We start from the raw sequence: 25,677 nt of genomic DNA on the forward strand, positions 1-25,677 counted from the left end.
GAATTTATGAGTAAATTTACTATTGTCCGGGGTTTTAATGATATTCTACCTAACGATAGTTATAAGTGGCAATATCTAGAGTCACAGCTAAGAGAGATTTTAGACCAATATAACTATAATGAAACTAGACTGCCGATTCTAGAGAAAAGTGAATTATTCCATAGAAGCGTTGGTGAGACATCAGATATTGTTTCAAAAGAAACTTATGATTTTACTGATAGAAATGGTGATAGTCTGACTTTGCGTCCTGAAGGTACAGCAGGATGTGTTAGAATGGTTCTAGAGAATAATCTTATAAATAGAGGGCAAACCCAAAAACTTTGGTATTGTGGTCCAATGTTTAGATACGAAAGGCCACAAAAAGGAAGATATAGGCAGTTTTACCAACTTGGGGTAGAAGCTTATGGGTTTGATGGTATAGCTATAGATTTAGAAGTTATATCTATAGTTTGGAATTTATTTAAAAAACTTGGGTTGGTGGATCATATAACCTTAGAGCTAAATAGTTTAGGTTCTAGTTTAGATAGGCAAAGGTATACTAAAGCGTTATTAGATTACCTTAAACCATTTCATGATCAACTTGATGACGATTCTATAAAAAGGCTGGCTAAAAATCCCTTAAGAATACTTGACTCAAAGGTTTCTACTACACAAAAAATCCTTGAAAATGCCCCTAAGCTTATGGATTTTATAGAGACTGAATTATTGGAAAGGTTTCAACAAACGTGTCAATATGTAGAGTCATTAGGTATTAAATACACGGTTAACAAAAATTTAGTACGTGGCCTTGACTATTATAGTGGTTTAGTTTTTGAATGGACTACAGATAAGCTCGGTGCTCAAAGTGCAGTTTGTGCCGGTGGTAGGTATGATAATTTAATAGATGATCTTGGTGGCCAAAGTAGTGGCGCCATAGGTTTTGCAATAGGTATAGAAAGACTTTTACTTTTGTTAGAAACTCTAGGTAAATTACCTTCACAAAATAGTGTATGTGACGTATTTTTCATATTAGAAAAAGAAAGTTTGTATAAAACATTAGCTCTAGTTGATTATATACGTTATGAGCTTAGTAGTTTAAAATTTGATATGGATTTGAAGTTTGGTAGTTTCAAATCACAATTTAAGAAAGCAGATAAATCTGGAGCGAAGATCGCAGTAATAATTGGTTCTGAGGAGTTAGAAAAACGTCAAGCTGTGATAAAGTATTTGCAAGAAAATAAGCCCCAGCACCAAGTTGGATTTGAAGAGCTAATAAACTTTTTAGAAAAATAAACTATGAAATTATATAACATAAAAGGTTATGCCTGGATCGTGGTAGGGTTAAGTTCATTTTTACTTATTGATAAGTATATTATGAATGTTTCTCCTAGCTTAATAGCTAACGAATTGATGAGTAGTTTCTCTATCAATGCTACACAAATGAGCGCGATGGTTTCACTTTTTCTGTGGTCTGTTGTTTTTTGTCAGTTTTTTGTTGCTGGGCCTATCATCGATAAACTAGGGTTTAGGAAAGTAAGTTTCTTTTCTCTTATATTGTCAGCTATAGGATTATTACTATTTGTTCTTGCTGCTGATATACATAGTTTTCTATTGGGGTGTGTTTCAAGACTGATGATAGGTGTAGGAGCATCTTTTGCTACTGTTGGATATATCAAAGCAGCAGCTGTATGGTTTGACCCGCGCAAGTTTGCTTTTGTGTGTAGCTTTTTAATGTCAGCAGCAATGACAGGTGCTTTACTTGGGCAAGTTCCTTTGGTTTATCTTATAGAACTAACAGGTTCTTGGCATAGTGCTTTAATTAGCTATGCGTGTTTTAGTATAGTTATAGCTTTTCTATATTTAGCTTTAGTTAGAGATTATAATCCTCATGCTTCATTTTCAAACCAATTAAGGCAAAAAACGGGCACTCTTGAAGGTATTAAAAAAGTATTGTTAAACGAAAACAACTGGTATCTAACCATGTATACAGGTCTGACTTTTACTACTATAGATGTGTTTGGAGGTATTTGGGGTAATAATTACTTTAGAGGATTATATGGTGTTGATGCTAAAGAAGCTTCTTATATAGTTTCTATGATGTTTTTAGGTTTAGCTATAGGTTCGCCTGTTATAGGGAAATTATCAGAGAAGTTTGATAATAGAGTTAATATAATGGTTTTCTTTCATATTATTGCTACAGTAGCTTTAGCAGTAGTGCTTGAATTTAAACTTACTCCGGCAATATCTGGTACTTTATTATTTATATTTGGTTTTTGCTTGGGTGTATATATGTTAGCTTTTGCAATAGGCAATCGTATTAATCCTATAGTAGTAGCTGCAACTGTAGCTGCTCTTATAAATACAGGCGAACCATTATTGGGAGCATTATTTGACCCACTTATAGGATACTTCTTAGATATGACATGGAGTGGTCAATACATAGATATGCATAATAATATTGTAAATATCGCCACTGACGGAGCTCATAGATACTTTAGTATTAATGCTTATCATAGAGCGTTTTTAATATTGGTGTTTAGCATGTTTATATCGTTTTTCCTACTAATATTAGTAAAGGATAAGGAAGTTAAATAAATCAATATGACCTTAGAGCAAGTATATTTTGCAAAAATAAAACAGTTAGGGTTGAAAGTTGATCCACTACAGCTGGAAGCTATACAGTCTTTGCAGAGAATAATAGATGAGCTGACGACAAAAAAAAAGCCTAAAAAACTTTTTTTTAACAAATTTATTTACCCCCACATTAGAGGATTTTATATGTGGGGCGGTGTGGGACGAGGTAAAACTTTCATTATGGATATTTTTTATAATGAAGTACCTACATCAAAGAAAAAACGTCAGCATTTTTCTCATTTTATGAAAGATATTCATACTCGTCTGCGTAGTTACCAAGGGAGTAAAAACCCTATTGCAAAAGTAGCCTATGACATTGCAAAAGATACTCAACTTATTTGCTTTGATGAATTTTTTGTTGAAGATATTGCAGATGCTATGATTTTAGGTAATATTTTTAAAGAGCTGTTTAATTTAGGAGTGGTCTTGGTAGCAACTTCAAATATCGAACCTCAAAGACTATATTTAAATGGCTTACAAAGAGAGCTGTTCTTACCTGCAATAGATGTGCTGATAGCAAATGTTGATGTTTTAAATCTTGATTCAGGGGTGGATTACCGTTTTCGCTTACCAAATGAATATCTTAATTATTTATACCCATATAATGAAGCTAACAGGAAAAATTTTTTTGATAAGTTTTTTTTAAGTAATAAATACTTTGATAAAGATTTGAAGATAAACGTTTTAAATAGGGATATCGATATCATTTTAGTTAGTTCTAAGGACGTTTGCTTAGATTTTAAGGCAATTTGTGGTGATGGGCGTAGTGCTAATGACTATATTGAAATTTGTAAAATCTATAGACAGATATTTGTCTACAATCTAAAAAGTTTTAGTCAGGCAAATGAGGATATGGCTAGGAGATTTATCTCGTTAATAGATGAATGCTATGATCAAAATAAAAAAGTTATAATTTTGGCAGATTGTGACTTTAAAGAAATTTATAAGGGCAAGAGATTAAGCTTTGAGTTCCAACGAACTATAAGCCGACTTAACGATATGCAGAACCCTGGTTTTGGAGTCTTAGATGACTAGTGTACAATATTTAGAAGTTTCTGATGATGTTATTGAGCAACGAATAGATAATTATCTGATTGGCAGATTTACTAAGTTACCTAAACCTTTGATATATCGCTGGATTAGAAAGGGTGAGTTGCGGGTAAATAAAAAAAGAGTTAAGCAAACTTCCCGTGTAAGTTCTGGAGATATAATTAGGATCCCTCCTTTTAGTGTTCAAGATGATACGCAACCAGTTAAAATCAATCAGTCACATTTAGATTTTTTAGAGAAGATTATCTTATATGAAACGGATAACTATATAGTAGTAAATAAACCCTCTGGAATAGCCGTACATGGTGGCTCAGGGGTTAACTCTGGGCTTGTTGAAAGACTTCGGCAGCTGCGTCCACAAGCTAGGCGTCTGGATTTGGTTCATAGGCTTGACAAAGAAACATCTGGTTGTGTGCTGTTAGCTAAAAAGCATAGCGCATTGGTATATTTTTTTGATTTATTTAAACAAAGAAAAGTAGACAAAATTTACTATACTATAGTTCATGGGTTTTGGGATAAAAATATTAAGAAAATAGATTTGCCTCTTAAAAGAACAGAAACAAAAGATGGGCAGAGAATAGTTAAAGTTGATAAAAAAGAAGGTAAAACAGCTATTACTAATATTTTGTCTGTTGAACATTTACCTGGGGAATATAGCTTACTTAAGTTAAAGTTAGAGACAGGGAGAACACATCAAATAAGAGTGCACTGTAAAGCTATGGGACACCCGATCGTTGCAGATAAAAAGTATGGGTTTGTTAGTATTGATGAAAAGCTGGCTAAACAAGGTATAGATAAGCTTTTGTTGCATGCTAGTAAGTTAGAATTTTTTGATGAAAAGCAACAACAAAAAATTACTATAGAAGCTAATTTAGATGAAAGGTTTTATAAGTTTTTATAAATAAAATTACTCCTTACTATCTTTTATCAACAGCAGGATAATTAAAGATATTGCCATACTCGCTACTAATGTTGTAAAGGCAAAATGGTAAGAAGCTAACTCAAAGTATTTTATATCCAAAGAGCTAGTTTTTTGGGAGATTATTTCACCAGCGGAGTTCATAAATTTACCAGTCCACGACCAATCAAGAAAATATCCAATTAAAGGATCAAAAATCGCACCTAGTATTGGCTCACCTGTATTTATAAAAGCAGCTACTGTAGCAGTTATTATTATAGGATTTACTCTATTTCCTATGGCAAAAGATAACATGTAAATACCTAAACAAATCCCAAAAATAAATAATAGTACCGCAGAAGCAAAAGTACTAGTTTTGGTGAGCAGTACTATACTTAGGGCAATAGTTCCAATTATGTGAAAAACAACCATTACGCATTTCCGGTTATCAAGAATTTCTGATACTTTACCTAGTATTGGCGAGCCTATTGCCATTCCAATAAAAATCATAGATATTATGCTGGCTGCTTGTTCTTTAGAGATATTGTAAGCTTCTCGAAAATATGCATTTCCCCAAAAACCAGCAAAGGCATCAACTGCAGTGAAACTTAAGCCAACATATAATGTTAAATACCAGTTGTTTTTATTTTTTACAACCTGTTTTAAAGCCTCTAAGGTACCTAGTTGATTATTAGATGAGCTAGCTTCTGGTTGCTGAGGGTTATAATCACGAACAACAATGTAGTAAGTAACTGCTATAAATAAACTAGCTATACAAACTAAAAGCATAGCCATTTTCCAATCATTACACAAAGCTATCAAGTATGCTAAAGGTGCTTGAGCACACAATGCTCCAATCATAGCGGCAGTAGCTAGAAAGCTTGCAGCAAAAGCAAATTTACGTGGATCAAACCACACCGATACAGCTTTTAAATAAGATATTGTAGCAAATGATACCCCCATACCAGTAATTATACGAGCAATATAGGCTGTGCTTAAGCTACCAAAATTAGCTGCAACAACAAATAATATTACTCCTGCGGCTGAAATAGTTATAGATATTGGGCTAATAAGTCTAAAGCCGAACTTATCTACTATGGGTCCAGCTATAAAAAGTTGGCAAATAATAATTGACCAAAAATACGCTGATCCAAGTGCTCCTGTTTGGGTTGCATTAGTACCAAAGCTTTGCATCATATCATCAGTGATTAGGCTAGGGAAAACTTGCATAATGTATTTGTCAAATAGTAAAAAAGAACTAAAAGCAATTATTATCCAAGCATAGCCACGTATATTGTGTATTTTCTGAGTCATGGAGTAAAATTAAAAAATTGTTAAATAAGATATTATTTTATGTCTGATAGTAAAGTAATTCAAGAAAGAATTCTTTTTCTTTGTCAATCTTTACTTTTCTGGTATGATAAATCTCAAATTAAAATCTACATATATAAAACATGTTAGCTAACATAAAAATTGACTTTAAAAAATTTTTATTGGTGCAAATGTTATTACTTTTTTTTGGCTGTACAGTTACATTGATCTTTTATGGGTGGGCATACTCTCAATCATTTTTATTAGGTGGACTAATCATGTTTTTGGCAAATTTTGTGTTTTTTGTCAGGTTATTTGTAAGTAAACAGTTTTCACCGACGATAGAAATTATGATTTTTTTTCTTAGTGAAATGTTAAAATTAAGTATAGTAGGTGTTACCACTATATTGCTAGCTATTTACGTAAAACCCAAATTATTTCCTTACATTTTTGGAATAGTTTTGTTACAATTAGCGGTGTGTTTTGTACCTTTTCTACTTAAGCGAGTTAGATAGGTCTTTTTTGTGTGTTTATTGGGTTAATTATTAGTAATTGGTGGAAAAATAATGGCAAATACTGAGTCTAGCTCTCAAATTGCAACCGGATATGTCCAACATCACTTGCAACATTGGCAAGTAAGCTTAGGTGAGGGTTCCTTTTGGCAACTTAATGTTGATTCGCTGTTGGTTAGTATAGTGCTAGGGAGTATGTTTATATTTATAATGTTCCTAGTGGCAAGGCGTGCTAGTGCTGATGTGCCTGGAAAATTCCAAAATATAGTAGAGGCTATTTGGGAATGGATGGATGGATTAGTTGCTGAGAACTACCATTATAAAAGAAACTTCGTAACTCCTTTAGCTCTTACTATATTTGTATGGGTAGTGTTAATGAATTTTATGGATCTGCTACCAGTTGATATTTTTGGTTGGATCATAGGATTTTTCACTAATAGTCATGAGGTTTACTTTAGGGTTGTACCTACTGCTGATCCAAACGTTACTTTTGCTATGTCTATAGCGGTGTTCTTTTTGGTTATTTTTTATAATATTAGGGCAAAAGGTTTTGGGCTTGTTAAAGAGATCTTAAGTGCTCCTTTTGGAATTTGGTTATTTCCTTTAAATATTTTCTTTAGACTGGTTGATGAAGTAGTTAAGCCAGTATCTTTATCTTTGCGTTTATTCGGTAATATATTTGCAGGTGAGCTTATATTTATCCTTATAGCTCTTTTATATGTTTCAGGCTGGGTAGCTGGCGGAGCTGGAGTGGTATTGGGAAGTATATGGGCGATATTCCACATATTGATAGTTTTAATACAAGCGTTTGTATTTATGATGTTGACTGTTGTTTATTTAAATATGGCACAGGAAGCTCACTAGTTTAGATTTAACCTTTAATAATATAATATATAAAATAGGAGAATAATAAAATGGATATGTCTTTACAGGTTTTAGGTAACTTAAATGGTTTAACAGCTATAGCGGTAGCTTTATTGATATCTTTACCAGCTTTAGGTACAGCTATTGGTTTTGGTGTTCTAGGTGGTAAATATCTAGAGGGTGTTGCTCGTCAGCCAGAATTAGGCGGTATGCTTTTGGGTCGTATGTTTATTGTTGCTGCTTTTGTTGACGCATTTGCTGCTATTTCAATTGCTATAGGATTCTTAGTACTTTATGCAAACCCATTGGCTATACCTGGTTTAGTTGATGCGGCTCAAAAAGTTGTTGGTGCATAATTATACTTTCATATAAATCAAGATAAATTATCTAAAGGATAAGTAGATGGATATCAACGTAACTTTAATAGGTCAGATGATAACATTTGCAATCTTTGTTGTTTTTACAATGAAGTTTGTATGGCCGCCGCTACGTACAGCTTTAGAAGAGCGTAGAGAAAAGATAGCTAATGGCTTGGCTTCTGCTGATAGAGCTTCTAGAGAGCTAGAAGTTGCAAAAAGACAGTCTGCTGAAATTCTACGTGAAGCAAAAGCAAAAGCTACGGAAATAGTTGAAAATGCCTATGTTAGAGCTCATAAAATTGATGAGCAGGCTAAAGAAGAAGCTATTGCTATAGCTGAAAAGGTTAAAAGCATGGCTATGGCTGAAATCGATCAAGAGAAAATCAAGGCAAGAGAAGAGCTTAAGCAAGAATTAGTAAGTCTTGCTATAGCGGGAGCTAGTAAAATTATATCTGCAAAGGTAGATGAAAAGGCTAGTAACGATCTTTTAAAAGATTTTGTTGCTAAGATATAAAAATAATAGGGTAAATACATGGCAGATCTAAGCGTAATTGCAAAACCATATGCAAAAGCAGCGTTTGAGTTTGCAAACGAAAACAGCTTATCGCAAGAATGGTCTATGTTACTTAAAACTTTTTCCAAGTTGGTACAAGATGATTCAATGCAAAGCATTATTACTAGTCCTATATTTTCTCAATCTGAGATTGTGGAAGTTTTAAAAAGTCAGCTAAATGAAAATTTTTATAATTTTCTAACATTGATTGCTCAAAATAAAAAGTTAATGGTTTTGCCTTTAATTTCAGAACAATTTGAGTTGTTTAAAAATGCTCAAAACAATAGCAAAGTAGCCAAAGTAACTTTAGCTTATGCTACTGATAAAGATTTGTTAAATAGTTTAAAGGCAAGTCTAGAGAAAAAATTTGGTTGCTCTATGAGCCTTGAGGTTGAGATAAACCCGGCTATAGTTGGTGGGGCGATTGTTAGAGTCGGAGACACAGTTATAGATAGCTCAGTGTCTGGACGTTTAGAAAAATTAAAAAGTATTTTATTATCATAAATTATAGGAAGTGAGCTTATGCAACTAAGTCCATCAGAAATTAGTGGTTTGATTAAACAGAGAATAGAAAAGTTTGATAATTCTATCGAATTAAAGTCAGAAGGTACTATAGTTAGTGTTGCTGACGGTATTGTAACTATATACGGTTTGAATGATGTAACTGCTGGTGAAATGATAAAAATGCCAGGTGATGTATATGGTTTGGCACTTAACTTAAATACTGATTCAGTTGGAGCAGTAGTTTTAGGTGAATATGAGCATCTAAAAGAGGGTGATAAAGTATACTGCACAGGCAGAATACTAGAAGTTCCTGTTGGTCAGGCTTTACTTGGTAGAGTGGTTGATGCTTTGGGTAACCCTATTGATGGTAAGGGTGAGATAGCTGCAGATCATAGTTCACCAATTGAAAAAATTGCTCCAGGAGTTATTTGGAGAAAGTCAGTAGATCAAGCATTACAAACTGGTATTAAGTCTATAGATTCGATGGTTCCAGTAGGAAGAGGTCAAAGAGAGCTTATTATTGGTGATAGACAAATTGGTAAAACTGCTATTGCTATTGATACTATTATTAATCAAAAAGGTACAGGCGTTAAATGTATCTATGTGGCAATAGGTCAAAAAGCATCATCAATAGCTAATATTGTAAGACAGCTAGAAGAGCACGGTGCTATGGAGCATACTATTATAGTGGCTGCTACAGCGTCAGATTCTGCAGCTTTACAATATATAGCGCCGTACGCTGGTTGTTCTATGGGTGAGTACTTTAGAGACCGTGGCGAAGATGCTTTAATTGTTTATGATGATTTAACTAAACAAGCATGGGCTTATAGACAAATTTCACTTTTATTGAAAAGACCTCCTGGACGTGAGGCATATCCTGGTGATGTATTTTATCTTCACTCAAGACTTCTTGAGAGAGCAGCTAGAGTAAATGAAGAGTATGTTGAAAGATATACAAACGGTGAAGTTAAAGGTAAAACAGGTTCACTTACAGCTTTACCAATTATCGAGACACAAGCTGGTGATATTTCTGCTTTTGTACCTACAAACGTAATTTCTATTACAGATGGTCAGATATTCTTAGAGACAGACTTATTCAACTCAGGTCTAAGACCAGCTATCAACCCAGGTAACTCAGTATCTCGTGTTGGTGGTGCTGCTCAAACTAAGATTATTAAAAAACTTGGTGGCGGTATACGTTTAGCTTTAGCACAGTACCGTGAATTGGAAGCTTTCTCTCAGTTTGCATCAGATCTTGATGAGGCAACAAGAGCACAGTTAAATAGAGGTCAAAGGGTTACTGAACTTCTAAAACAAAAGCAGTTTTCAACACTATCTGTGGCATTGATGGCATTATCTTTATATGCTGCTGATAATGGTTATTTAGATAGTTTAGAAGTTTCAGAGGTTATACCGTTTGAATCAGCATTACATGCTTTAGCGACAGATAAGTACGCAGCTGTGATAGAAATGATTAATAAAACTGGTGGCTACGATGCTGAAATTGCTGATAAGCTAAAAGCAATCGTAGAAGATTGTAAAGCAACTCAAGCTTGGTAGGAGTAGACTATGTCTAATGCTAGAGAAATACGTTCCAAAGTGCAGAGTGTGAAAAATACTCAAAAAATCACTGGCGCTATGGAATTAGTAGCAGCTAGTAAGATGAGAGGAGCGATCGTTAAGATGAATAACGTGCGTCCTTATGTAGACTGTGCTAATACAATTATTAAAAATGTTGTAGCAGCTAGTATTGATTATCCTAACCCTTACTTGTTTGAAAGAGAGGTTAAAAGAGTTGGTTATATAGTTACCTCAACAGATAGAGGTCTGTGTGGTGGTCTAAACATTAATCTTTTTAAACACGTTCTGAAAGATATTAAGAAACATCTTGATGATAGAATCGAAGTGGATATATGTGTTATAGGATCTAAAGCAGAGACTTTTTTTAGGAAGTTAAAAGGCGTTAATGTTGTGGCTGTTGCTCACTATAATGATAAAGATTTAGAAACTAGTATTAGAATGGTTTCTGGAGCTGTGAAAGTAATGCTCGATAAGTTCACAAATAGTGAAATTGATAAATTATATTTATCTAGTAACCAGTTTATTGGCACAATAAAACAAAAGCCAAGGCAACAAGTGTTGCTTCCGATACAAGATGTGCTTACACAAGAGCAAAAGGCAGATGACAAAGATGTATCCAAAGGGCATTGGGACTATATTTATGAAAGAGATATAGAGGAAGTTCTAAACGCTTTATGTATGAGGTATATAGAAGCCCAAGTTAGAGGTGCAATATTAGAAAATGCGGCATGTGAGCAAGCTGCACGTATGTTGGCTATGAAAAATGCTACAGATAATGCAAGTGATATTATTGATCAACTAAAATTAGATTATAACAAAGTAAGGCAAGCTATGATTACCCAAGAGCTTGCAGAGATTTGTTCAGGTGCAGCAGCAGTTTAGGAGAGATAAAATAAATGAATACAGGTAAAATTATTCAAGTAATCGGGGCGGTTATAGATGTAGAGTTTTCTCGTGATAACACTCCAAAAGTATATGATGCTCTGAAAGTTCAAGAGACAGATTTAGTATTAGAAGTACAGCAGCAAATAGGTGATGGAGTGGTCCGTACTATCGCAATGGGTTCTAGTGATGGGTTAAGACGTGGTATGGAAGTTATAAATACAAATGCTCCTATCTCAGTTCCAGTAGGTCATGGTACGTTAGGTCGTATCATGAATGTATTGGGTGAGCCAATAGATGAAGCAGGTCCAATTGAGCATACTGAGAAAAGATCTATCCATCAAGCTCCTCCAGCTTATGATGAACTAGCTCTTAATACAGAAATTTTAGAAACAGGTATCAAAGTAGTAGACCTTATTTGCCCTTTTGCAAAAGGTGGTAAGGTAGGTTTATTCGGTGGTGCTGGTGTTGGTAAAACAGTTACTATGATGGAGCTTATCAACAACATTGCAAAAGAGCATAGTGGTTACTCTGTATTTGCTGGTGTTGGTGAAAGAACACGTGAAGGTAACGATTTCTATTATGAAATGAAAGATTCTAACGTACTTGATAAAGTATCCCTAGTATATGGTCAGATGAATGAGCCACCAGGAAATAGATTAAGAGTTGCACTAACAGGCTTAACTATTGCAGAAGGTTTCCGTGATGAAAAGCGTGACGTGTTAATGTTTATTGATAACATATATCGTTATACATTAGCAGGTACTGAGGTTTCAGCTCTTTTAGGTCGTATGCCATCTGCGGTGGGTTATCAACCAACTCTAGCAGCTGAAATGGGTGCTTTACAGGAGAGAATCACATCAACTAAGACTGGTTCGATTACATCTGTACAGGCTGTATATGTACCAGCTGATGACTTAACTGACCCATCTCCAGCAACTACATTCTCACATTTAGATGCCACAATTGTACTATCACGTCAAATTGCTGAATTGGGTATTTATCCGGCTGTGGATCCTCTAGATTCTACATCTAGACAGTTAGATCCATTAGTAGTTGGTCAGGACCATTATGAAACAGCGCGTGCAGTGCAAAAGACCCTACAAAGATATAAAGAGTTAAAAGATATTATCGCTATTTTGGGTATGGATGAGTTATCAGACGAGGATAAAAAGACTGTTGATAGAGCTCGTAAGATTCAGAGATTTTTATCTCAGCCTTTCCATGTAGCAGAAGTATTTACTGGTAACCCTGGTAAGTTTGTATCTTTGAAAGATACTGTTGCTAGCTTTAAGGCTATTGTTAATGGTGAGTATGACCACTTACCAGAACAAGCTTTTTATATGGTAGGATCTATCCAAGAAGCTATCGAAAAAGCAAAAACTTTATAAGGTAAACTGATATGTCTAAGAACTATCTAAAAGTCAGTGTTGTTAGCCCTTCAGGTTCAGTTTTTACAGGTGAAGCTGACATGGTCAGCTTGCGTGGTTCAGCTGGTGAGATGGGTATAGCATATGGACATACAGAGCTCTTATCAACTATGCCAGCAGGCGTGGTTAATATTAAAAAAGACAGCGATACAGAGGTTTTATATGTATCCGGTGGGCTGATAGAGGTTACTCCTACTAGAGTTACTATTATGGTTGATGAAATGGAAAGGGCAGAAAATCTTAATCAAGCAGAAGCTGAAAAAGCAAAAGCAAGAGCAGAGGACGCTTTAAAAAATCCAGATGCATCAAAACTTGACATAGAAGCTGCTCATCAAAGATTAAGAGAGGCTGATGCTCGCTTAAAAGCACTTAACTCTTCTAAAGGGTTATATTATTCGAAGGATTAACCTTTTGTTTTGTTAGTTTAGCTAATTACTCTTGAAATAAACCTCCCAAAATCATTTTTTACAACATATTTTTCAATCTTAAAAGCTGTTATTAAGTAATACCAATTCCAACGCATATTATTACTTTCTAACTTTGTATTTTATACCTAATTTAATCCTTTAATATTTGCCAATAGTGACTGTTATTGCCTGCTTAAATTAGTCATAAACTCCTTTGTGATAAATGCACCAATTTATGTTGGAATTGGTATAAATGATTTAAATTCTTCAGTTGTGGTTGAAATCAATCAAACGAATTCATGGTGACAAATTTGGTAATTTTGACGCCAGCAAAATATAGTATCATTAGAGATATATTAGCAGACCCATAACTGTTAAAATAAATTTATTAAAAAATTAAAATAAATTATGTAAATATTTGAAAATTAAATTTAATTGCATAAAATAATATTAAGTATTAGAATATATAAAATTGGAAATTTTATGACTGACCATGAGTTTGATGTATATTGGTATAAAATCTTATCAGTAGTTGTAGCAAAACTGTTGGAAAATGATTTACAACCTCTAAATAAAAAAGCTATAGAACCTATGTTTTCTCTAGAAAATGATCATAAAAAGGTGACTAAGCCTACGGCAAATTACAAAAAATTAGCCCAGCTTTTAAATGCAATATCTTATGTAGTAAATAGTAAAGAAAAAAGTGCTCCTGATTTGGCAGAAATACATGATAATATAAGAGATGAGCTTAAGTTGCTATACGCTTTGTACGCTCGTCGTTTAAGCAAAAGTCAGCTTATATTCAATAATTATGAAACGTCAAAAGCAGGTTTAAAAGTTAGTAACAAAGAGATTAGTAGCAAAGAGAAAGTATTTACAACAAAAAAATTACTAGGCTTAATAGGTGGATATTTGGATGATCCAAGTTATGAGAAATTTAAAACAACAAATAAATCAACATATCTAATGTTACCTTCTTCAGATAAAAAGTCAGGAGCAGGTTTAAAAGTTAGTAACAGAGAGAAAGTATTTATATCAAGAGGATTAGTAGGCTTGATATGTGACTATTTGGATAGTTCAAGTTATGAGAAATTTAGAAGAACAAATAAATCAACATATCAAAAGTTACCACCTTTACCGCTATTACCAATAAATTACCAAAACTGCAATATACTAGGTTCTTCTAATTCACAAGATATGGACAGCAATATCTTGATATTGCCAGATGGAAGGGCGGTAGATTATCATTCTGATACTATACGAGTTTGGGATTTAGATAAATCTAAAAGTCTTGAAAATCCTATCTTGAAAACGTTCCCAGGTATTTTTATTATGAAATTAGAGATACTACCAGATGGAAAGATATTACTCAACACACAGTCTGAACCATACAAATTAGTTTTGGATTTAGATAGGCCTATATCTAATAACAACCCTCTGACGTTAAAAAATGCCCATAAACATATGACCATAATATTACCAGATGGAAAAATAGCAAGTGCATGGCAACCACAAAATGATAATGATGTGCTAGCGCGGAATATCCAAGTTTGGGATTTAAAGAAGCCTATAGATAATACCAACCCTATCTTATTAAGTGGTCATCAAGATAAAATTTCAATACTAGATGTATTGCCGGATGGTAAAATAGTAAGCGCCTCGAGTGATAAAACTATACGGGTTTGGGATTTAAGTAGCCCCAGAGATTATGGCACTAACCCTATTGTATTAAGTCATCAGGATAATATTCTAGAATTAAAAATATTGCCGAGTGGTAAAATAGTAAGCCAAACTTTGGGTGATAGAGTGAATATTGGTACACTTAGCCACTATTTTAATAGGCGAATTTGGAGTTTGGGTAAGCCTATAAATTGTATTGAACAAAGGAATTTAAAAGCCCACTTTGGTTTACTAATGGTGACATTGCCAGATGGAAGAGCGGTAGACTATTATTCTGATATTATACGAGTTTGGGATTTAGATAAGCCTATAAGCCTAACAAATCCTACCGTGTTTAAATGTCAATACCAACTTATTTCGGAATTGAAGGTAGTATCAAATAGAACAATAGTATTCCAAGCAGTGGGTGGCCGTATAGGGATTTTGAATCTAGATGAGCCTACAAGTTCAAAAAACCCTATTGTGTTAAGTACACATCGAGGTTTAGGCTTGTGCTTTGACAAAGTATATGTACTATCAAGTGGAAAAATAATAGGTAAATTAGTAGACAGAATAAACAGAGTAGAAGGAAGAGACCGAGTTACTATACTGATTTGGGATGTATACAAGCCTATAGATAACCACAATCCTATCGTGTTAGTAGATAATAGTGAAATAGATAATTATCCTTATGATTTGGTTGGGGTATTACCAGATGAAAGAATAGTAACTTTAAAGAGAGAAAGATTTGAAATTAACATCCAAATTTGGGATTTATCCAGACCTAACAAACCTGTGGAGCTAAAATACCGTGCTAGTAGTTTCTATCCTAAGTCAGTAAGAGTATTTTTATTACCAAATGGAAAGATATTAAGTATAACGTATAACAGGCATAACGGCGGCGGGGATGTAAGAGTCTGGGGTAGTTCAGATAAAGAACAAAATGTTAAGATTAACCAACAGTTAATACAAGCTGTCATAAATAAATACGGAAATAAAGTCAGAAATAGAAAAATATCTTTTGGTTACGCAGGGAAAAGGGTTAATAATGAAATATTACCTGATAATCTTGCAATAGTAATAACCAAAATTCAGCGTGACGCTAATACTTTAGCTTTATCACCCAACTTATTTATAAAAGCTTTCGCTAAAGAAATAAAATCTCAAACTAGAACTGTAAGTAACAATCTTAAAAATACAAAAATTTTGACCTCTAGAGATATTTACGTTAAACTTTTATATCGAAGTCCGTCACTTATCTTGAAAACACTTTTCGAAAGTGACGTTATTAAAAATTTCTAAAATAGGATTTTTGATAGTTTACTAGGTTGTCTTTAACCTTGAAACATTTATCGAACTGGTTTAATCTAGCAATAATCTTTTATTTACAGTAGATATAAATATGACAGTCACAAGATTTGCACCAAGCCCGACAGGTTTCTTACATGTAGGTGGTGTTAGAACAGCGCTATTTAGTTGGCTATATGCTAAAAAAAACAACGGGAAATTTTTATTAAGGATTGAGGATACAGATTTAGAAAGATCTACCCAAGAAGCAGTAGATGCTATTTTAGATGGTATGAGTTGGTTGGGTTTAAAAAATGATGATCAGATATATTATCAAACAAGACGCTTTGATCGATACCATCAAGTTATAGGTGAGCTTATAAATCAAGATAAAGCTTATTATTGTAATTGTTCTAAAGAGAGATTGGAAAAGTTAAGAGAAAATCAGCAAGCAAATAATCTAAAAACTGGATATGATGGAAAATGTAGAAACGCTAACTATATTCCTAATCATGGTGAAAGCTTTGTTGTAAGATTTAAAAACCCAGAACAAGGTGTGGTAAGTTGGAATGATGCTGTAAAGGGTAAAATTTCAATAGCTAACCAAGAGCTTGATGATATGATTATTCAAAGAGCTGATGGTTCACCAACGTATAATTTTTGTGTAGTTGTTGATGATGTGGATATGGGGATTACACATGTTATACGTGGCGATGACCATGTGAATAATACTCCTAAGCAGATTAATATTTATCAAGCTTTACAAGCTCAAGTTCCAGTGTTTGCACATGTGCCGATGATACTAGGTCCAGATGGAACAAAGCTTTCCAAGCGTCATGGTGCTGTAAATATTATGCAGTATCGTGATGATGGCTATTTACCACAAGCTATGCTTAACTATCTTGTAAGGTTAGGTTGGTCAAATGGCGATCAAGAAATATTTTCAATCGATGAAATGATTGACAGTTTTAATCTTGAACATATTAGTACTTCACCGTCGCGTTTTGATTTTGAGAAGTTAAAATGGTTAAATAAGTATTACATCAAAGAATCAAAATTCGAGGATATTCAGGCTGAGGTAGAATATCACTTCACCAAAGCAGGATTGAATCTTTCTAACGGCCCTGATTTAAGAGATTTACTAGCTGTTATGGCAGAAAAAGTAGACACGCTTAAAGAGCTTGCTGAAAACTCTAACTATTTTTATATACAAGATATAATTTATGACGAAAATGCAGTAAAAAAACACTTTAAAGCTACTACAGGTGATATTTTGAAGGTTGCCTTAACTAAATTTGAATCACTATCTGACCAAGACTGGCAAGAGGAAGCTATATTACACTCTATAATAAGCTCAACAGCAGAAGAATGTGAATGTGGTATGGGTAAAGTTGGTATGCCTGTAAGAGTTGCTGTGACAGGTTCCGGCCAGTCTCCTGATATAGGTATTACTTTAAAGTTGCTTGGTAAAAATAAGGTGATCTCAAGGTTAAGTAAAGCTCTAAAGTTATGTTTGTAACTGTAATGGTATAATGCTTAACGAATTATAATTTTAACTGAAGCACATAGGCTTAGTTAAATCAGATTGTTATGCAAAATCTATGTTAGATGTAATAGCTTTGACTTAATCTGACATTGTGTATAAAATAAGATGTCAAATTAAGGAAGAATAAAATGAATGCATCTCAAAAGATAATCAAACCCAAATTAGGTCTGTTAGAATTAGCAAAACAATTAGGTAATGTCAAGCAAGCTTGTAAAGTGATGGGTTACTCAAGAGACAGCTACTATCGCTTTAAAGAGTTATACGATAATGGTGGAGAATTAGCTTTACAAGAAATATCCCGTAAGAAGCCATTAGAGAAAAATAGAGTTGAGGCACATATTGAGCAAGCAGTAGTTAATATGGCTTATGAATATCCGGCGTATGGACAACATAGAGTATCAAATGAATTAGCAAAGCAAGGAATATTAGTCTCAGGAAGTGGAGTTAGATCTATTTGGCTTAGACATGACTTAGAGAATTTTAAGAAGCGATTAACAGCACTAGAGACCAAAGTAGCTCAAGATGGCTTTATACTTACAGAAGCTCAATTACAAGCTTTAGAAAAAGAAAAAGCTAAAAAGGTTGCTACTGGTGAGATTGAAACGCATCATCCAGGTTACTTAGGATCTCAAGATAGCTATGTAGGGTATATAAAAGGTATAGGTAAGATATATCAACAGACATTTGTAGATACGTATACTAGAGTAGGATTTGCTAAGTTATATACAGAAAAAAATGCAATAGTAGCTGCTGATATGCTTAATGATAAGGTATTACCATTCTTTGAGGAACATGGAATAGATCTATTAAGAGTATTAACAGATAGAGGCACGGAATATTGTGGAAAGCTGGAGAATCATTCCTACCAGATGTACTTAAGCATAGAAGACATTGACCATACTAAAACAAAAGCTAACTCCCCTCAAACTAATGGTATCTGTGAAAGATTTCATAAAACTATGAAAAATGAATGTTATGAGACAATGTTTAGAAAAAAGGTTTATTCAACGATTGAGGAGATTCAGCAAGATGTTGATATATGGCTGGATTATTACAATAACGATAGACCACATTCTGGTAAGCACTGTTATGGAAAAACGCCTATGAAAACTTTTATTGACTCAAAACCTTTGGCAAAAGAGAAAAATTTAGGTAATATGTTTGATAAATCTGACACTAGTTTAGAAATAAATTCAGTCTCAAATTAATTGGTGACTGTCAGATCAAGTTTGAGCTACTACATGTTAGAGTTGCCTTTTGGGGCATTAAAAATTATTTCTTTAAGTTTCCCTGTTTGAGTAATTAGTTTCATTGGTTGGATATCCCCTTTTGTAAATAAAAACGCAGCTCCTTTCCATGGGTCTATCACATAAACTGTTCCTGGTCTAAAATTGAAAACCCCATTTGCTTGTAGGCTTATTCCAGTTGTGTCATATAAAACAAATGCATGATCTTCATTTATTAAACCTACTGGATGCGCGACTCCTTTATTTTTTCTCCTGTTTAACATATGAGCCATAGCAACTGCTTGGTCTCCACAGTTACCAGCGCGATAGAGTTTTGTTTTTTGTAAACTTTGTAGGCCCGGATTAAAGCCTCCTTTTCTTACTAGGTTGATTAATTTTTCAGCTTCTTTTCTAGAAGTTTTTTGATATTGAGCAAGCCTTTTTGCTCCTATATGATTGGCCCAAGATGGATCTACCCCCGTAGAAGATATTTCTACTTGTTCTATATAATCATCAAATTCTATTTTTATTCTTTCATCTAATGGTTTTCGTAGATATTTTTTTATTGCGTTTACTATAATTCCTGCGGCTTCTATTTCCTTATCGTGCTGTTTCTTATTTATATGTTCAGCTAATGTCTCTACATGTTGCTGGAGTTTTTGGTAAACCTGGTCTATGTTTAAGTTTTTATTGCCGTCTTTAAAAGTTTCCCATATGTTTAAAAATAAACTTTTTAACAGTTCTGGAGAAACATTTGTGTTTTCAGGTATTTCTAAAAGGTTTTTAAAGCTATTATTGGTATTAATCTTTTGGGAAAGAGCATTTAGCATATTGGTATCATTATTTCGGTACCAAGTAAAATGTCGATTAATAGAAGAAATAATTATTAGTAATTCTAAAACGGTAGAAATATCTGACATATTAACAACCATTTTATTAACCCTACAAATATTAATCAAGTTTTGTAAAAGAAGCTTTTTTCTATTGCTGTTACAAATAGAGGATGCAAAAGAAAGAATTTCGATTAAACTATTTATTTGATGATTTATAGCCATAGGTTTTTCCTTTTCTAAATTGTTTTACTTTGCATGGATAAATAGGTTCCATGAACAAAAAATTATCTTAGCCAAATAAATGTGCTTGCTAATGCCACAAACCCTAGAAAAGCGGAGCAAGTTTTATCAAATCTAGAAAAAACCCTTCTAAAATGCTTAATTTTAGAGAAAAAGTTTTCAATTAGATGCCTATCTTTGTATATATGCCAATCAATATGGTGATTTTTAGTATAATTTTCTTTAGCAGGAATAATGGCTGTATTACCATTTTTTGTTAGAAACCTTAGATTGTCCTCAGAAAAATAAGCCTTATCTGCCAATATTTGAGCACCTCTTATACCTTTTAATAGATCTTGAGAAGGAATAATGTCGTGAACATTACCAGCTGATAGCATAAATCCAACAGGATTACCCAATGCGTCTGTTACAGTATGAATTTTAGTTGTAAATCCACCAACACTTCTCCCAAGTGCATGAATTTCATTACCGTTTATCTCATAACCACTAGCACAAGCATGTGCTTTTACAGATAATGAATCAATCATAAACTGTTCAGAGTCAACATCAGAAACATAAGTCATTAAGTCACACCAAATACCCTTATCTGCCCAGTATTTATAGCGTTTATGGATAGCTCTACTATTGCCATAATCCTTATGAAGATAGCCCCATTGAGCACCTGTTTTTAGAATATAGAATACTGCTTCTACAAATATTCTAAGCTTTTGAGTGTCTTTGATATGTAAACCCTTTTGGGCCTTAAGAAAAATTAAAATAGTTGACCAATTTGACTCTGATATATAATATTTCATTTATGTTAAGTGTGTTTCTTGTTTCGCAAAACTATTTAAATACACTTAACTTCTTTATGCAAAAATTTTGTTCATGGAACCTATATTGGTTTAAAGTATAACTTGATAGATAGTATATTTAATAAGAGGTAAGGGTTTTTGATAATTAGATCGTTGGTAAAATGATTCTGATTGGTCCACCAGTTAACTTTTATAAAGGTCTTTAAACTGACAGAATTAGATTTTATATTCCATGGTATAAATATTCGCAAAACTAGAATATAAAGTAAATTTTGTTGTTAAATTATCTGTAGTTTTACACTCTTAATAATACCATCTTTAAAAAGTTAATTTTTTATATTAGAATTTATCAACTAAGTGAAAAGGTTAGAAAACTTAAATTATGTTACGCAAATTTATAATTTTAATAGCTTTATTGGCTATAACAATATCAGTTGCATGGGCTGCTATAGAAAATCCTGTAGATATGCTAAACAATACAATAGTCAAAACTCAAGATAAGCTAATCAAAAACTCTGCTGAATATAAACAAGATCCTTATAAACTTTTAGGGTTAGTAGATAAAGAGATTGTTCCTATCGTTGCACCAAAAGTTGTAGCTCAACTTGTAGTTGGTACCGCAAAATGGAAAAAAGCCACCCCTGAAGAACAAAAAGATTTTATCCATTCTGCTACTGAAATGCTGACATTTATGTATGCTAAAAACGTTGCGTATGCTGGCAAATATAAAATAAGTTTATTCCCCTTCAATAAAGATGATAGTAATTGGCAAAAAAAAGCTATAGTTGTAGTAAACGGTAAAATAACAAATATTGATAATAATCAAAGTTCTGATTTTGCTGTGAAAATGTTTCAAAAAGATGGTAAATGGCATATTTATGATTTTGATGTTGCTGGAGTAAGTATCTTAAAAGCATACCAAGAGCAATTTGCTCCTTATGCAACGGTTCCAGAAATGACCAAAGCGGCTGAAAGGGTTACTACCAATATTAAAAAGAAAAACTACCCTAAACTTTTAGATGATAATTATAAACTTCAGAACATAGAATGATAAAGATAACTGATAATATGTGGTCTATTGATACAGAGCTAACTATGGTAAATGTGCCTAGCGTAGTTAAAAGATACGCTAAGCACTTAGAAAGACTGAAAGGTTCTTGGATTATTGATTTTTCAAACTGTAACAAAATTGATAGTGCTGGGTTAGCACTTATAATTGAGTATATAAAATATGCCAAAAACAATAGTATAAAATTGCAGCTTAAAAACCTTAGTAAAGATACTATTTCACTATCTAAAGTTTATGGCATAAAAAGTATTTTAGAGCAATACTCTAGCTAGAATTATAAATTATAGAGGATATCTATAAATTCCAGCTATATTTGAGTTTAGAAAACGGAGAAAGAAATGACAAAAGAACAACTAAAAGAAATTCTAGAAGAATCTCTAAAAAATTGTACAGCTGATGTTCAAAGCGATGATAATGTACATTTTACAGCAACTATAGTTGCCGAAGAATTTAACGATATTAAAAGCAAGGTAAAAAGACAGCAATTAGTATATTCAAAAATTAACGAATATATATTATCTGGGGAGCTGCACGCGCTATCAATGAAGACTGTAGCTGCTAATGAGCAATAAGGGTCTTGTATTTATGGGCTACCTAAAAGCATGAGTTTATATTTTCTTTAAAGCCTTCTGATAATAAACTTTCCTTTTTAACCAACTCTTATTGCATTTCTATTCAGAATCTGACGAACTGAAGTAATTTATATTAAACCTAGAGGTTGGATAATTTTGATAAGGTAATTCTGAACATTTTATTTTTATCCCTCTTTTTTTAGCGCTCATTTGAAGTTCTTTTAACTCTTTGGGAGTAATATTTTTACAGTTTGAAATATTTAGGAATTTTAAATATGTTAAATCATGAATAAGTACATTCGGGGTATCCGAAAAGATATCGCTATCTGAAAGGTCTAATGATTGTAACGATGTTAGTCTTAAAAGGTCACGAATATGAATTTGTTTAAAACCTGAAAGGTTTAGGTGCGTTAAAGGAACTTTACATTTGTTAAGATATTCTATTCCCTTTGAAGTAATTTGATTACAGTTGGAAAGATTTAATTGTGTGGGGTTTGAAGAGTCACCGTACTTATTGTTTGCCCCTTCTGCAATATGGGCTAAACTTAGGTCAGTAATGTCCTTACAATTTGAAAGGTTTAATGAGCTTAATATCCATAGGTGTGCAATTAGAATCTTTACTCCTTGATCACTAATACTACAGCCGGAAAGATTTAGACTGCTTAAGCCTAGTAGACCTTGAGTTGTAGATTTTGCTTGTTTATTATGCATATTTGTTATAGCACCTGCGATCCTATCATCTAATTGCTGATAACCTGCTATACTTAAGGAATCTAATGATTTAGGTAGACATTTGATGAGCTCAAGAAACACGTCCCCATAAGATATATCTATTAGACCCGGGAGGTCCTCTTTAAGTAACTTGTCATTAGAAATGTTCAAAGTTTTTAAATTTAATTCTTTAAATTCAGAAAGAGCTTTGACTCCTGGCCACCCAAATGTATTCTCTGAAATGTCTAAAGATTTTAACTCGCGTAGTTTATTGGCAATAGCTCCTATACCATTTTCACTAATATTGTTTTTAGAAAGATTTAATACTTCCAGATTTGTTAGATTGTTAGTTATGTACTCTACACCTTGATCAGTAACACCACAGTTTGAAAGGTACAGATTTTTTAAGGGTTTTAGTTTAGATAGATACTTTAATGATCCATCTCCAATTTTGTAATTACCATCAAGATTAAGAGAGGGTTTTATAAATTTAATACCTTTGTTTATTTTTCCTGAATATATTTTATCTTTTAGAATTTCATTAACTAAGGTTTTAACCTCGTTTTCAGTTAGATTGTTGCTAGATAAGTCCACTGTACTAGGATCATCAACAAAGTTGTCAACAGCTTTTTTAATTAATTTACTTTTTTCTTCATTCCACATTCATATCACTCCAGTTAAATATCAAAAAATAAATATTTAAAATATATTTTAAAATATCTTTAAAAAGATATCAATATATATATAAAATGATTTTATTAAATAAATTTATATATTTAAAATAACTTTTTTAGTATGAGAAAATTAGGTTTACAAGTATATACTTTGATAAACACTAAGAAAAAGCCGAAGTTAACAACGGTGATATCACTAAGATAATCCCAACAAAAATAACAAAATAAATACTCTTTGTTCTATATATTTTAAGAGCTGGAACTTTAAAAACCATATATGCTGGTGCTAAACAACCTAAAATACCAAATATTGGGCCAGACAACGGTACAAGTGTATAAACTGGAGCGTCAAACACTATAGATAACCAAGTTAAAAAAAAGATTATTAAAATAACGATTACATCTATAACTTTAGGGCTTATTTTTTCGGTTGCTCTTGGTTGGTTAAAACTTATTCTCAACATCCCTTTTAAAGATTCTGCCATGCCAGCTAAAATACTTAAAAAAGAAGTCAAAATAGCACATATACTAATTACTATGCCACAGACATATAAAATTATGTTTGACATGCCATGCTGTTCTAATAGTAAAAATGCTGACTGGTTTTTAGCTGATGCCTCTAAAGCAAATTGTTTAGGTATAACAAAAGAAAATGATAATACATAAAACCCTATAAATATAACTAGAAAAACAAAAGCTAATTTCATAGTGCGTAAACATTTTTTAAGCACTAAATTATTATCAAAGTTAGGATAACGTAATCGATAACCTAACACCATTGGACTTAGAGATTGAATAAAAAGAATAGATGTTAGAGAAAATGGTAGCATAATAATAGTTTTAGTGACTAGCTCATAGCTATTATTAGGTAGTGTCGTAATATTTACTGTTGTCCATAGAGGGATTAAAGATAAAGAAACTACAATAATTGCTACAGTTAAAACTACTACAAAGATAGTTGATACTCTTATTAGAATTCTTTGACTTTTCATTCCAGCAAAAATTAAAACTACCATCAAAATGGCACTATATAAAATGTTCTGCTCAAGATGAGGATTATTAGTGATATTAAATAAATACAAATATGCTGCCAAAGACTTAGCAACAACTTGTGCATATATTACTGTCCATATTAACATCATTAAAAAATACAGAATACCTAGAAAAATAGACCAGTTTTTTCCTAAAAGCTCTCCCACAACATCTTTATAGATTTTAGGTTTATCTGAGGCAAATAAAGTACATATATATAGCTTTTGGAATAAATAAATCCCTGGATAAGCTATTAATATAGAAATAGCAAAAACCACAAAACCAACTACCCCGATACTCACAGGAACTAGCACTATACCAGCACCTATTGCCATACCGAAACTAACTACTAGCCACCCAAGATCAAATTTATTGATCTTAGAAATATCTTGCATGATTCAAATCTCACTCAGATTAGATTTTTAAATAGATTTTATTCTATTTGATAAAAATTGTATAAACAACTGTATGTATACTATAAATTATAAGTAAAAAGGATTTTTTTTAAATAATTAGTAAATATGAAGCTTATTGTTTAACCCAAATAAGCTTGTCTGTATCAAAACCTAAGGCTTTCGATTTGGTAATAAAGTCTTTTTTGATATTCTCAGAAATTGTCGGGGTACGAGATAATAACCATAGATAATCTTTATTTGCTCCTGCAACATAAGCATACTTATAATCCTTATCAAGATTAAACACTACATAAGCCCCATAAAAAGGTCTAAAGAAAGATACTTTCAAGTATGCAATATTTTCTCCCTCAACAAACTTAGCCACCCCTTTTGCATAACTTCTTTTACCGCTTTCAGGATCTACACCACTATTTATAATTTTTATTGTACCATCAGGATTTAAGCTATATTCGGCATATACATGAGTCATTCCTTTTTCAAAGCTATTGTCAAAACGAGCTATCTCATACCATTTACCTAAATATTTATTTGCTTGAAAATTATCTACTGGTTGAATATCTGCAGGCTTTGTCACACATCCCACTAATAAAGAAAAAAATACTAAAATAATTAATAGTTTTGCTTTCATAACATCTTTGTATTGGTAACACTTTA

The 25,677-nt window shown here is 32.8% G+C and carries 25 protein-coding genes; 19 read left to right on the top strand and 6 right to left on the bottom strand.

The features are described 5' to 3' along the window. Positions 1-6: 6 nt before the first annotated feature. From hisS to FRA_RS00830, 4 genes are read left to right on the top strand one after another with little or no spacing between them, the layout of a single operon-like run. Positions 7-1,272, top strand: coding sequence for a histidine--tRNA ligase (gene hisS / locus FRA_RS00815; protein ID WP_035720846.1), 1,266 nt, complete (start codon positions 7-9; stop codon positions 1,270-1,272). A 3-nt stretch (positions 1,273-1,275) separates the two neighbouring features. Beyond that, positions 1,276-2,574 carry an MFS transporter gene (locus FRA_RS00820; RefSeq protein WP_035720847.1) on the top strand — a complete coding sequence of 433 codons (1,299 nt, stop codon included), beginning with the start codon at positions 1,276-1,278 and terminating at the stop codon, positions 2,572-2,574. Positions 2,575-2,580: 6 nt separating this feature from the next. Beyond that, entirely contained in the window at positions 2,581-3,648 is a 1,068-nt protein-coding gene (gene zapE / locus FRA_RS00825) for a cell division protein ZapE (RefSeq protein ID WP_035720849.1), read from the top strand. Further along, positions 3,641-4,564, top strand: coding sequence for an RluA family pseudouridine synthase (locus tag FRA_RS00830; RefSeq protein ID WP_035720852.1), 924 nt, complete (start codon positions 3,641-3,643; stop codon positions 4,562-4,564). The genes zapE and FRA_RS00830 overlap by 8 nt, the downstream gene beginning before the upstream one ends. Positions 4,565-4,570: 6 nt before the next feature. Here the strand turns inward: FRA_RS00830 and FRA_RS00835 are convergent, their stop codons facing one another. Further along, complete coding sequence (locus tag FRA_RS00835; RefSeq protein WP_035720855.1) at positions 4,571-5,875, bottom strand: MFS transporter; 1,305 nt, start codon at positions 5,873-5,875, stop codon at positions 4,571-4,573. A 140-nt stretch (positions 5,876-6,015) separates the two neighbouring features. Between FRA_RS00835 and FRA_RS00840 the strand changes: the two genes are divergently transcribed. The 12 genes from FRA_RS00840 (at position 6,016) to FRA_RS00895 (ending at position 18,664) form a co-directional block, all read left to right on the top strand. Continuing rightward, complete coding sequence (locus FRA_RS00840) at positions 6,016-6,387, top strand: ATP synthase subunit I (protein ID WP_035720857.1); 372 nt, start codon at positions 6,016-6,018, stop codon at positions 6,385-6,387. Positions 6,388-6,438: 51 nt separating this feature from the next. Next, complete coding sequence (gene atpB / locus FRA_RS00845) at positions 6,439-7,248, top strand: F0F1 ATP synthase subunit A (RefSeq protein ID WP_035720859.1); 810 nt, start codon at positions 6,439-6,441, stop codon at positions 7,246-7,248. A gap of 50 nt (positions 7,249-7,298) precedes the next feature. Then, entirely contained in the window at positions 7,299-7,604 is a 306-nt protein-coding gene (locus FRA_RS00850) for a F0F1 ATP synthase subunit B (RefSeq protein ID WP_035720860.1), read from the top strand. A 46-nt stretch (positions 7,605-7,650) separates the two neighbouring features. Next, positions 7,651-8,121 (top strand): F0F1 ATP synthase subunit B, encoded by a 471-nt coding sequence (locus tag FRA_RS00855; RefSeq protein WP_035720862.1) that lies wholly within the window; start codon positions 7,651-7,653, stop codon positions 8,119-8,121. A gap of 18 nt (positions 8,122-8,139) precedes the next feature. Beyond that, positions 8,140-8,664 carry a F0F1 ATP synthase subunit delta gene (locus FRA_RS00860; protein WP_035720864.1) on the top strand — a complete coding sequence of 175 codons (525 nt, stop codon included), beginning with the start codon at positions 8,140-8,142 and terminating at the stop codon, positions 8,662-8,664. Between the two features lie 18 nt (positions 8,665-8,682). Continuing rightward, positions 8,683-10,224 (top strand): F0F1 ATP synthase subunit alpha, encoded by a 1,542-nt coding sequence (atpA, locus tag FRA_RS00865; protein ID WP_035720866.1) that lies wholly within the window; start codon positions 8,683-8,685, stop codon positions 10,222-10,224. Positions 10,225-10,233: 9 nt separating this feature from the next. Next, on the top strand, positions 10,234-11,127 hold the full coding sequence (locus FRA_RS00870; RefSeq protein WP_035720868.1) for a F0F1 ATP synthase subunit gamma: 894 nt from the start codon (positions 10,234-10,236) through the stop codon (positions 11,125-11,127). A gap of 14 nt (positions 11,128-11,141) precedes the next feature. Next, positions 11,142-12,518 carry a F0F1 ATP synthase subunit beta gene (gene atpD, locus FRA_RS00875; protein ID WP_035720870.1) on the top strand — a complete coding sequence of 459 codons (1,377 nt, stop codon included), beginning with the start codon at positions 11,142-11,144 and terminating at the stop codon, positions 12,516-12,518. An 11-nt stretch (positions 12,519-12,529) separates the two neighbouring features. Continuing rightward, the gene (locus FRA_RS00880; RefSeq protein ID WP_035720872.1) at positions 12,530-12,964 is read left to right on the top strand and encodes a F0F1 ATP synthase subunit epsilon; all 435 of its coding nucleotides are present in this window, start codon (positions 12,530-12,532) and stop codon (positions 12,962-12,964) included. Between the two features lie 483 nt (positions 12,965-13,447). Continuing rightward, a complete protein-coding gene (locus FRA_RS00885) occupies positions 13,448-15,925 on the top strand; it encodes a WD40 repeat domain-containing protein (RefSeq protein WP_035720874.1) in 2,478 nt (825 codons plus the stop codon). A 100-nt stretch (positions 15,926-16,025) separates the two neighbouring features. Further along, complete coding sequence (gene gltX, locus FRA_RS00890) at positions 16,026-17,429, top strand: glutamate--tRNA ligase (RefSeq protein WP_035720876.1); 1,404 nt, start codon at positions 16,026-16,028, stop codon at positions 17,427-17,429. 155 nt (positions 17,430-17,584) lie between these two features. Next, positions 17,585-18,664 carry an IS481-like element ISFw3 family transposase gene (locus FRA_RS00895; protein WP_035718769.1) on the top strand — a complete coding sequence of 360 codons (1,080 nt, stop codon included), beginning with the start codon at positions 17,585-17,587 and terminating at the stop codon, positions 18,662-18,664. Between the two features lie 29 nt (positions 18,665-18,693). Here FRA_RS00895 and FRA_RS00900 read toward each other — a convergent pair whose 3' ends face one another. Continuing rightward, positions 18,694-19,737 carry a hypothetical protein gene (locus FRA_RS00900; RefSeq protein ID WP_035720878.1) on the bottom strand — a complete coding sequence of 348 codons (1,044 nt, stop codon included), beginning with the start codon at positions 19,735-19,737 and terminating at the stop codon, positions 18,694-18,696. A gap of 62 nt (positions 19,738-19,799) precedes the next feature. Continuing rightward, the gene (locus FRA_RS00905) at positions 19,800-20,549 is read right to left on the bottom strand and encodes an IS5 family transposase (protein WP_035720880.1); all 750 of its coding nucleotides are present in this window, start codon (positions 20,547-20,549) and stop codon (positions 19,800-19,802) included. Positions 20,550-20,931: 382 nt separating this feature from the next. Between FRA_RS00905 and FRA_RS00910 the strand changes: the two genes are divergently transcribed. The 3 genes from FRA_RS00910 (at position 20,932) to FRA_RS00920 (ending at position 22,190) form a co-directional block, all read left to right on the top strand. Further along, on the top strand, positions 20,932-21,600 hold the full coding sequence (locus FRA_RS00910) for an MlaC/ttg2D family ABC transporter substrate-binding protein (protein WP_035720882.1): 669 nt from the start codon (positions 20,932-20,934) through the stop codon (positions 21,598-21,600). Continuing rightward, positions 21,597-21,890 carry an STAS domain-containing protein gene (locus FRA_RS00915; RefSeq protein ID WP_035720884.1) on the top strand — a complete coding sequence of 98 codons (294 nt, stop codon included), beginning with the start codon at positions 21,597-21,599 and terminating at the stop codon, positions 21,888-21,890. The genes FRA_RS00910 and FRA_RS00915 overlap by 4 nt, the downstream gene beginning before the upstream one ends. Before the next feature lie 66 nt (positions 21,891-21,956). Then, on the top strand, positions 21,957-22,190 hold the full coding sequence (locus FRA_RS00920; protein WP_035720886.1) for a BolA family protein: 234 nt from the start codon (positions 21,957-21,959) through the stop codon (positions 22,188-22,190). Positions 22,191-22,289: 99 nt separating this feature from the next. Here FRA_RS00920 and FRA_RS00925 read toward each other — a convergent pair whose 3' ends face one another. The 3 genes from FRA_RS00925 to FRA_RS00935 all read right to left on the bottom strand — a co-directional run bounded on the left by FRA_RS00925 (position 22,290) and on the right by FRA_RS00935 (position 25,651). Next, positions 22,290-23,564 carry a leucine-rich repeat domain-containing protein gene (locus tag FRA_RS00925; protein ID WP_035720888.1) on the bottom strand — a complete coding sequence of 425 codons (1,275 nt, stop codon included), beginning with the start codon at positions 23,562-23,564 and terminating at the stop codon, positions 22,290-22,292. Between the two features lie 172 nt (positions 23,565-23,736). Next, positions 23,737-25,002, bottom strand: a complete 1,266-nt coding sequence (locus tag FRA_RS00930) for an amino acid permease (RefSeq protein WP_035720889.1) — start codon at positions 25,000-25,002, stop codon at positions 23,737-23,739. Between the two features lie 133 nt (positions 25,003-25,135). Continuing rightward, a complete protein-coding gene (locus FRA_RS00935) occupies positions 25,136-25,651 on the bottom strand; it encodes a lipocalin family protein (protein WP_035720891.1) in 516 nt (171 codons plus the stop codon). Positions 25,652-25,677: the final 26 nt, after the last annotated feature.

The organism is Allofrancisella heilbronnii (assembly GCF_000710735.2).
GTDB classification, from domain to species: domain Bacteria; phylum Pseudomonadota; class Gammaproteobacteria; order Francisellales; family Francisellaceae; genus Francisella; species Francisella frigidaquae.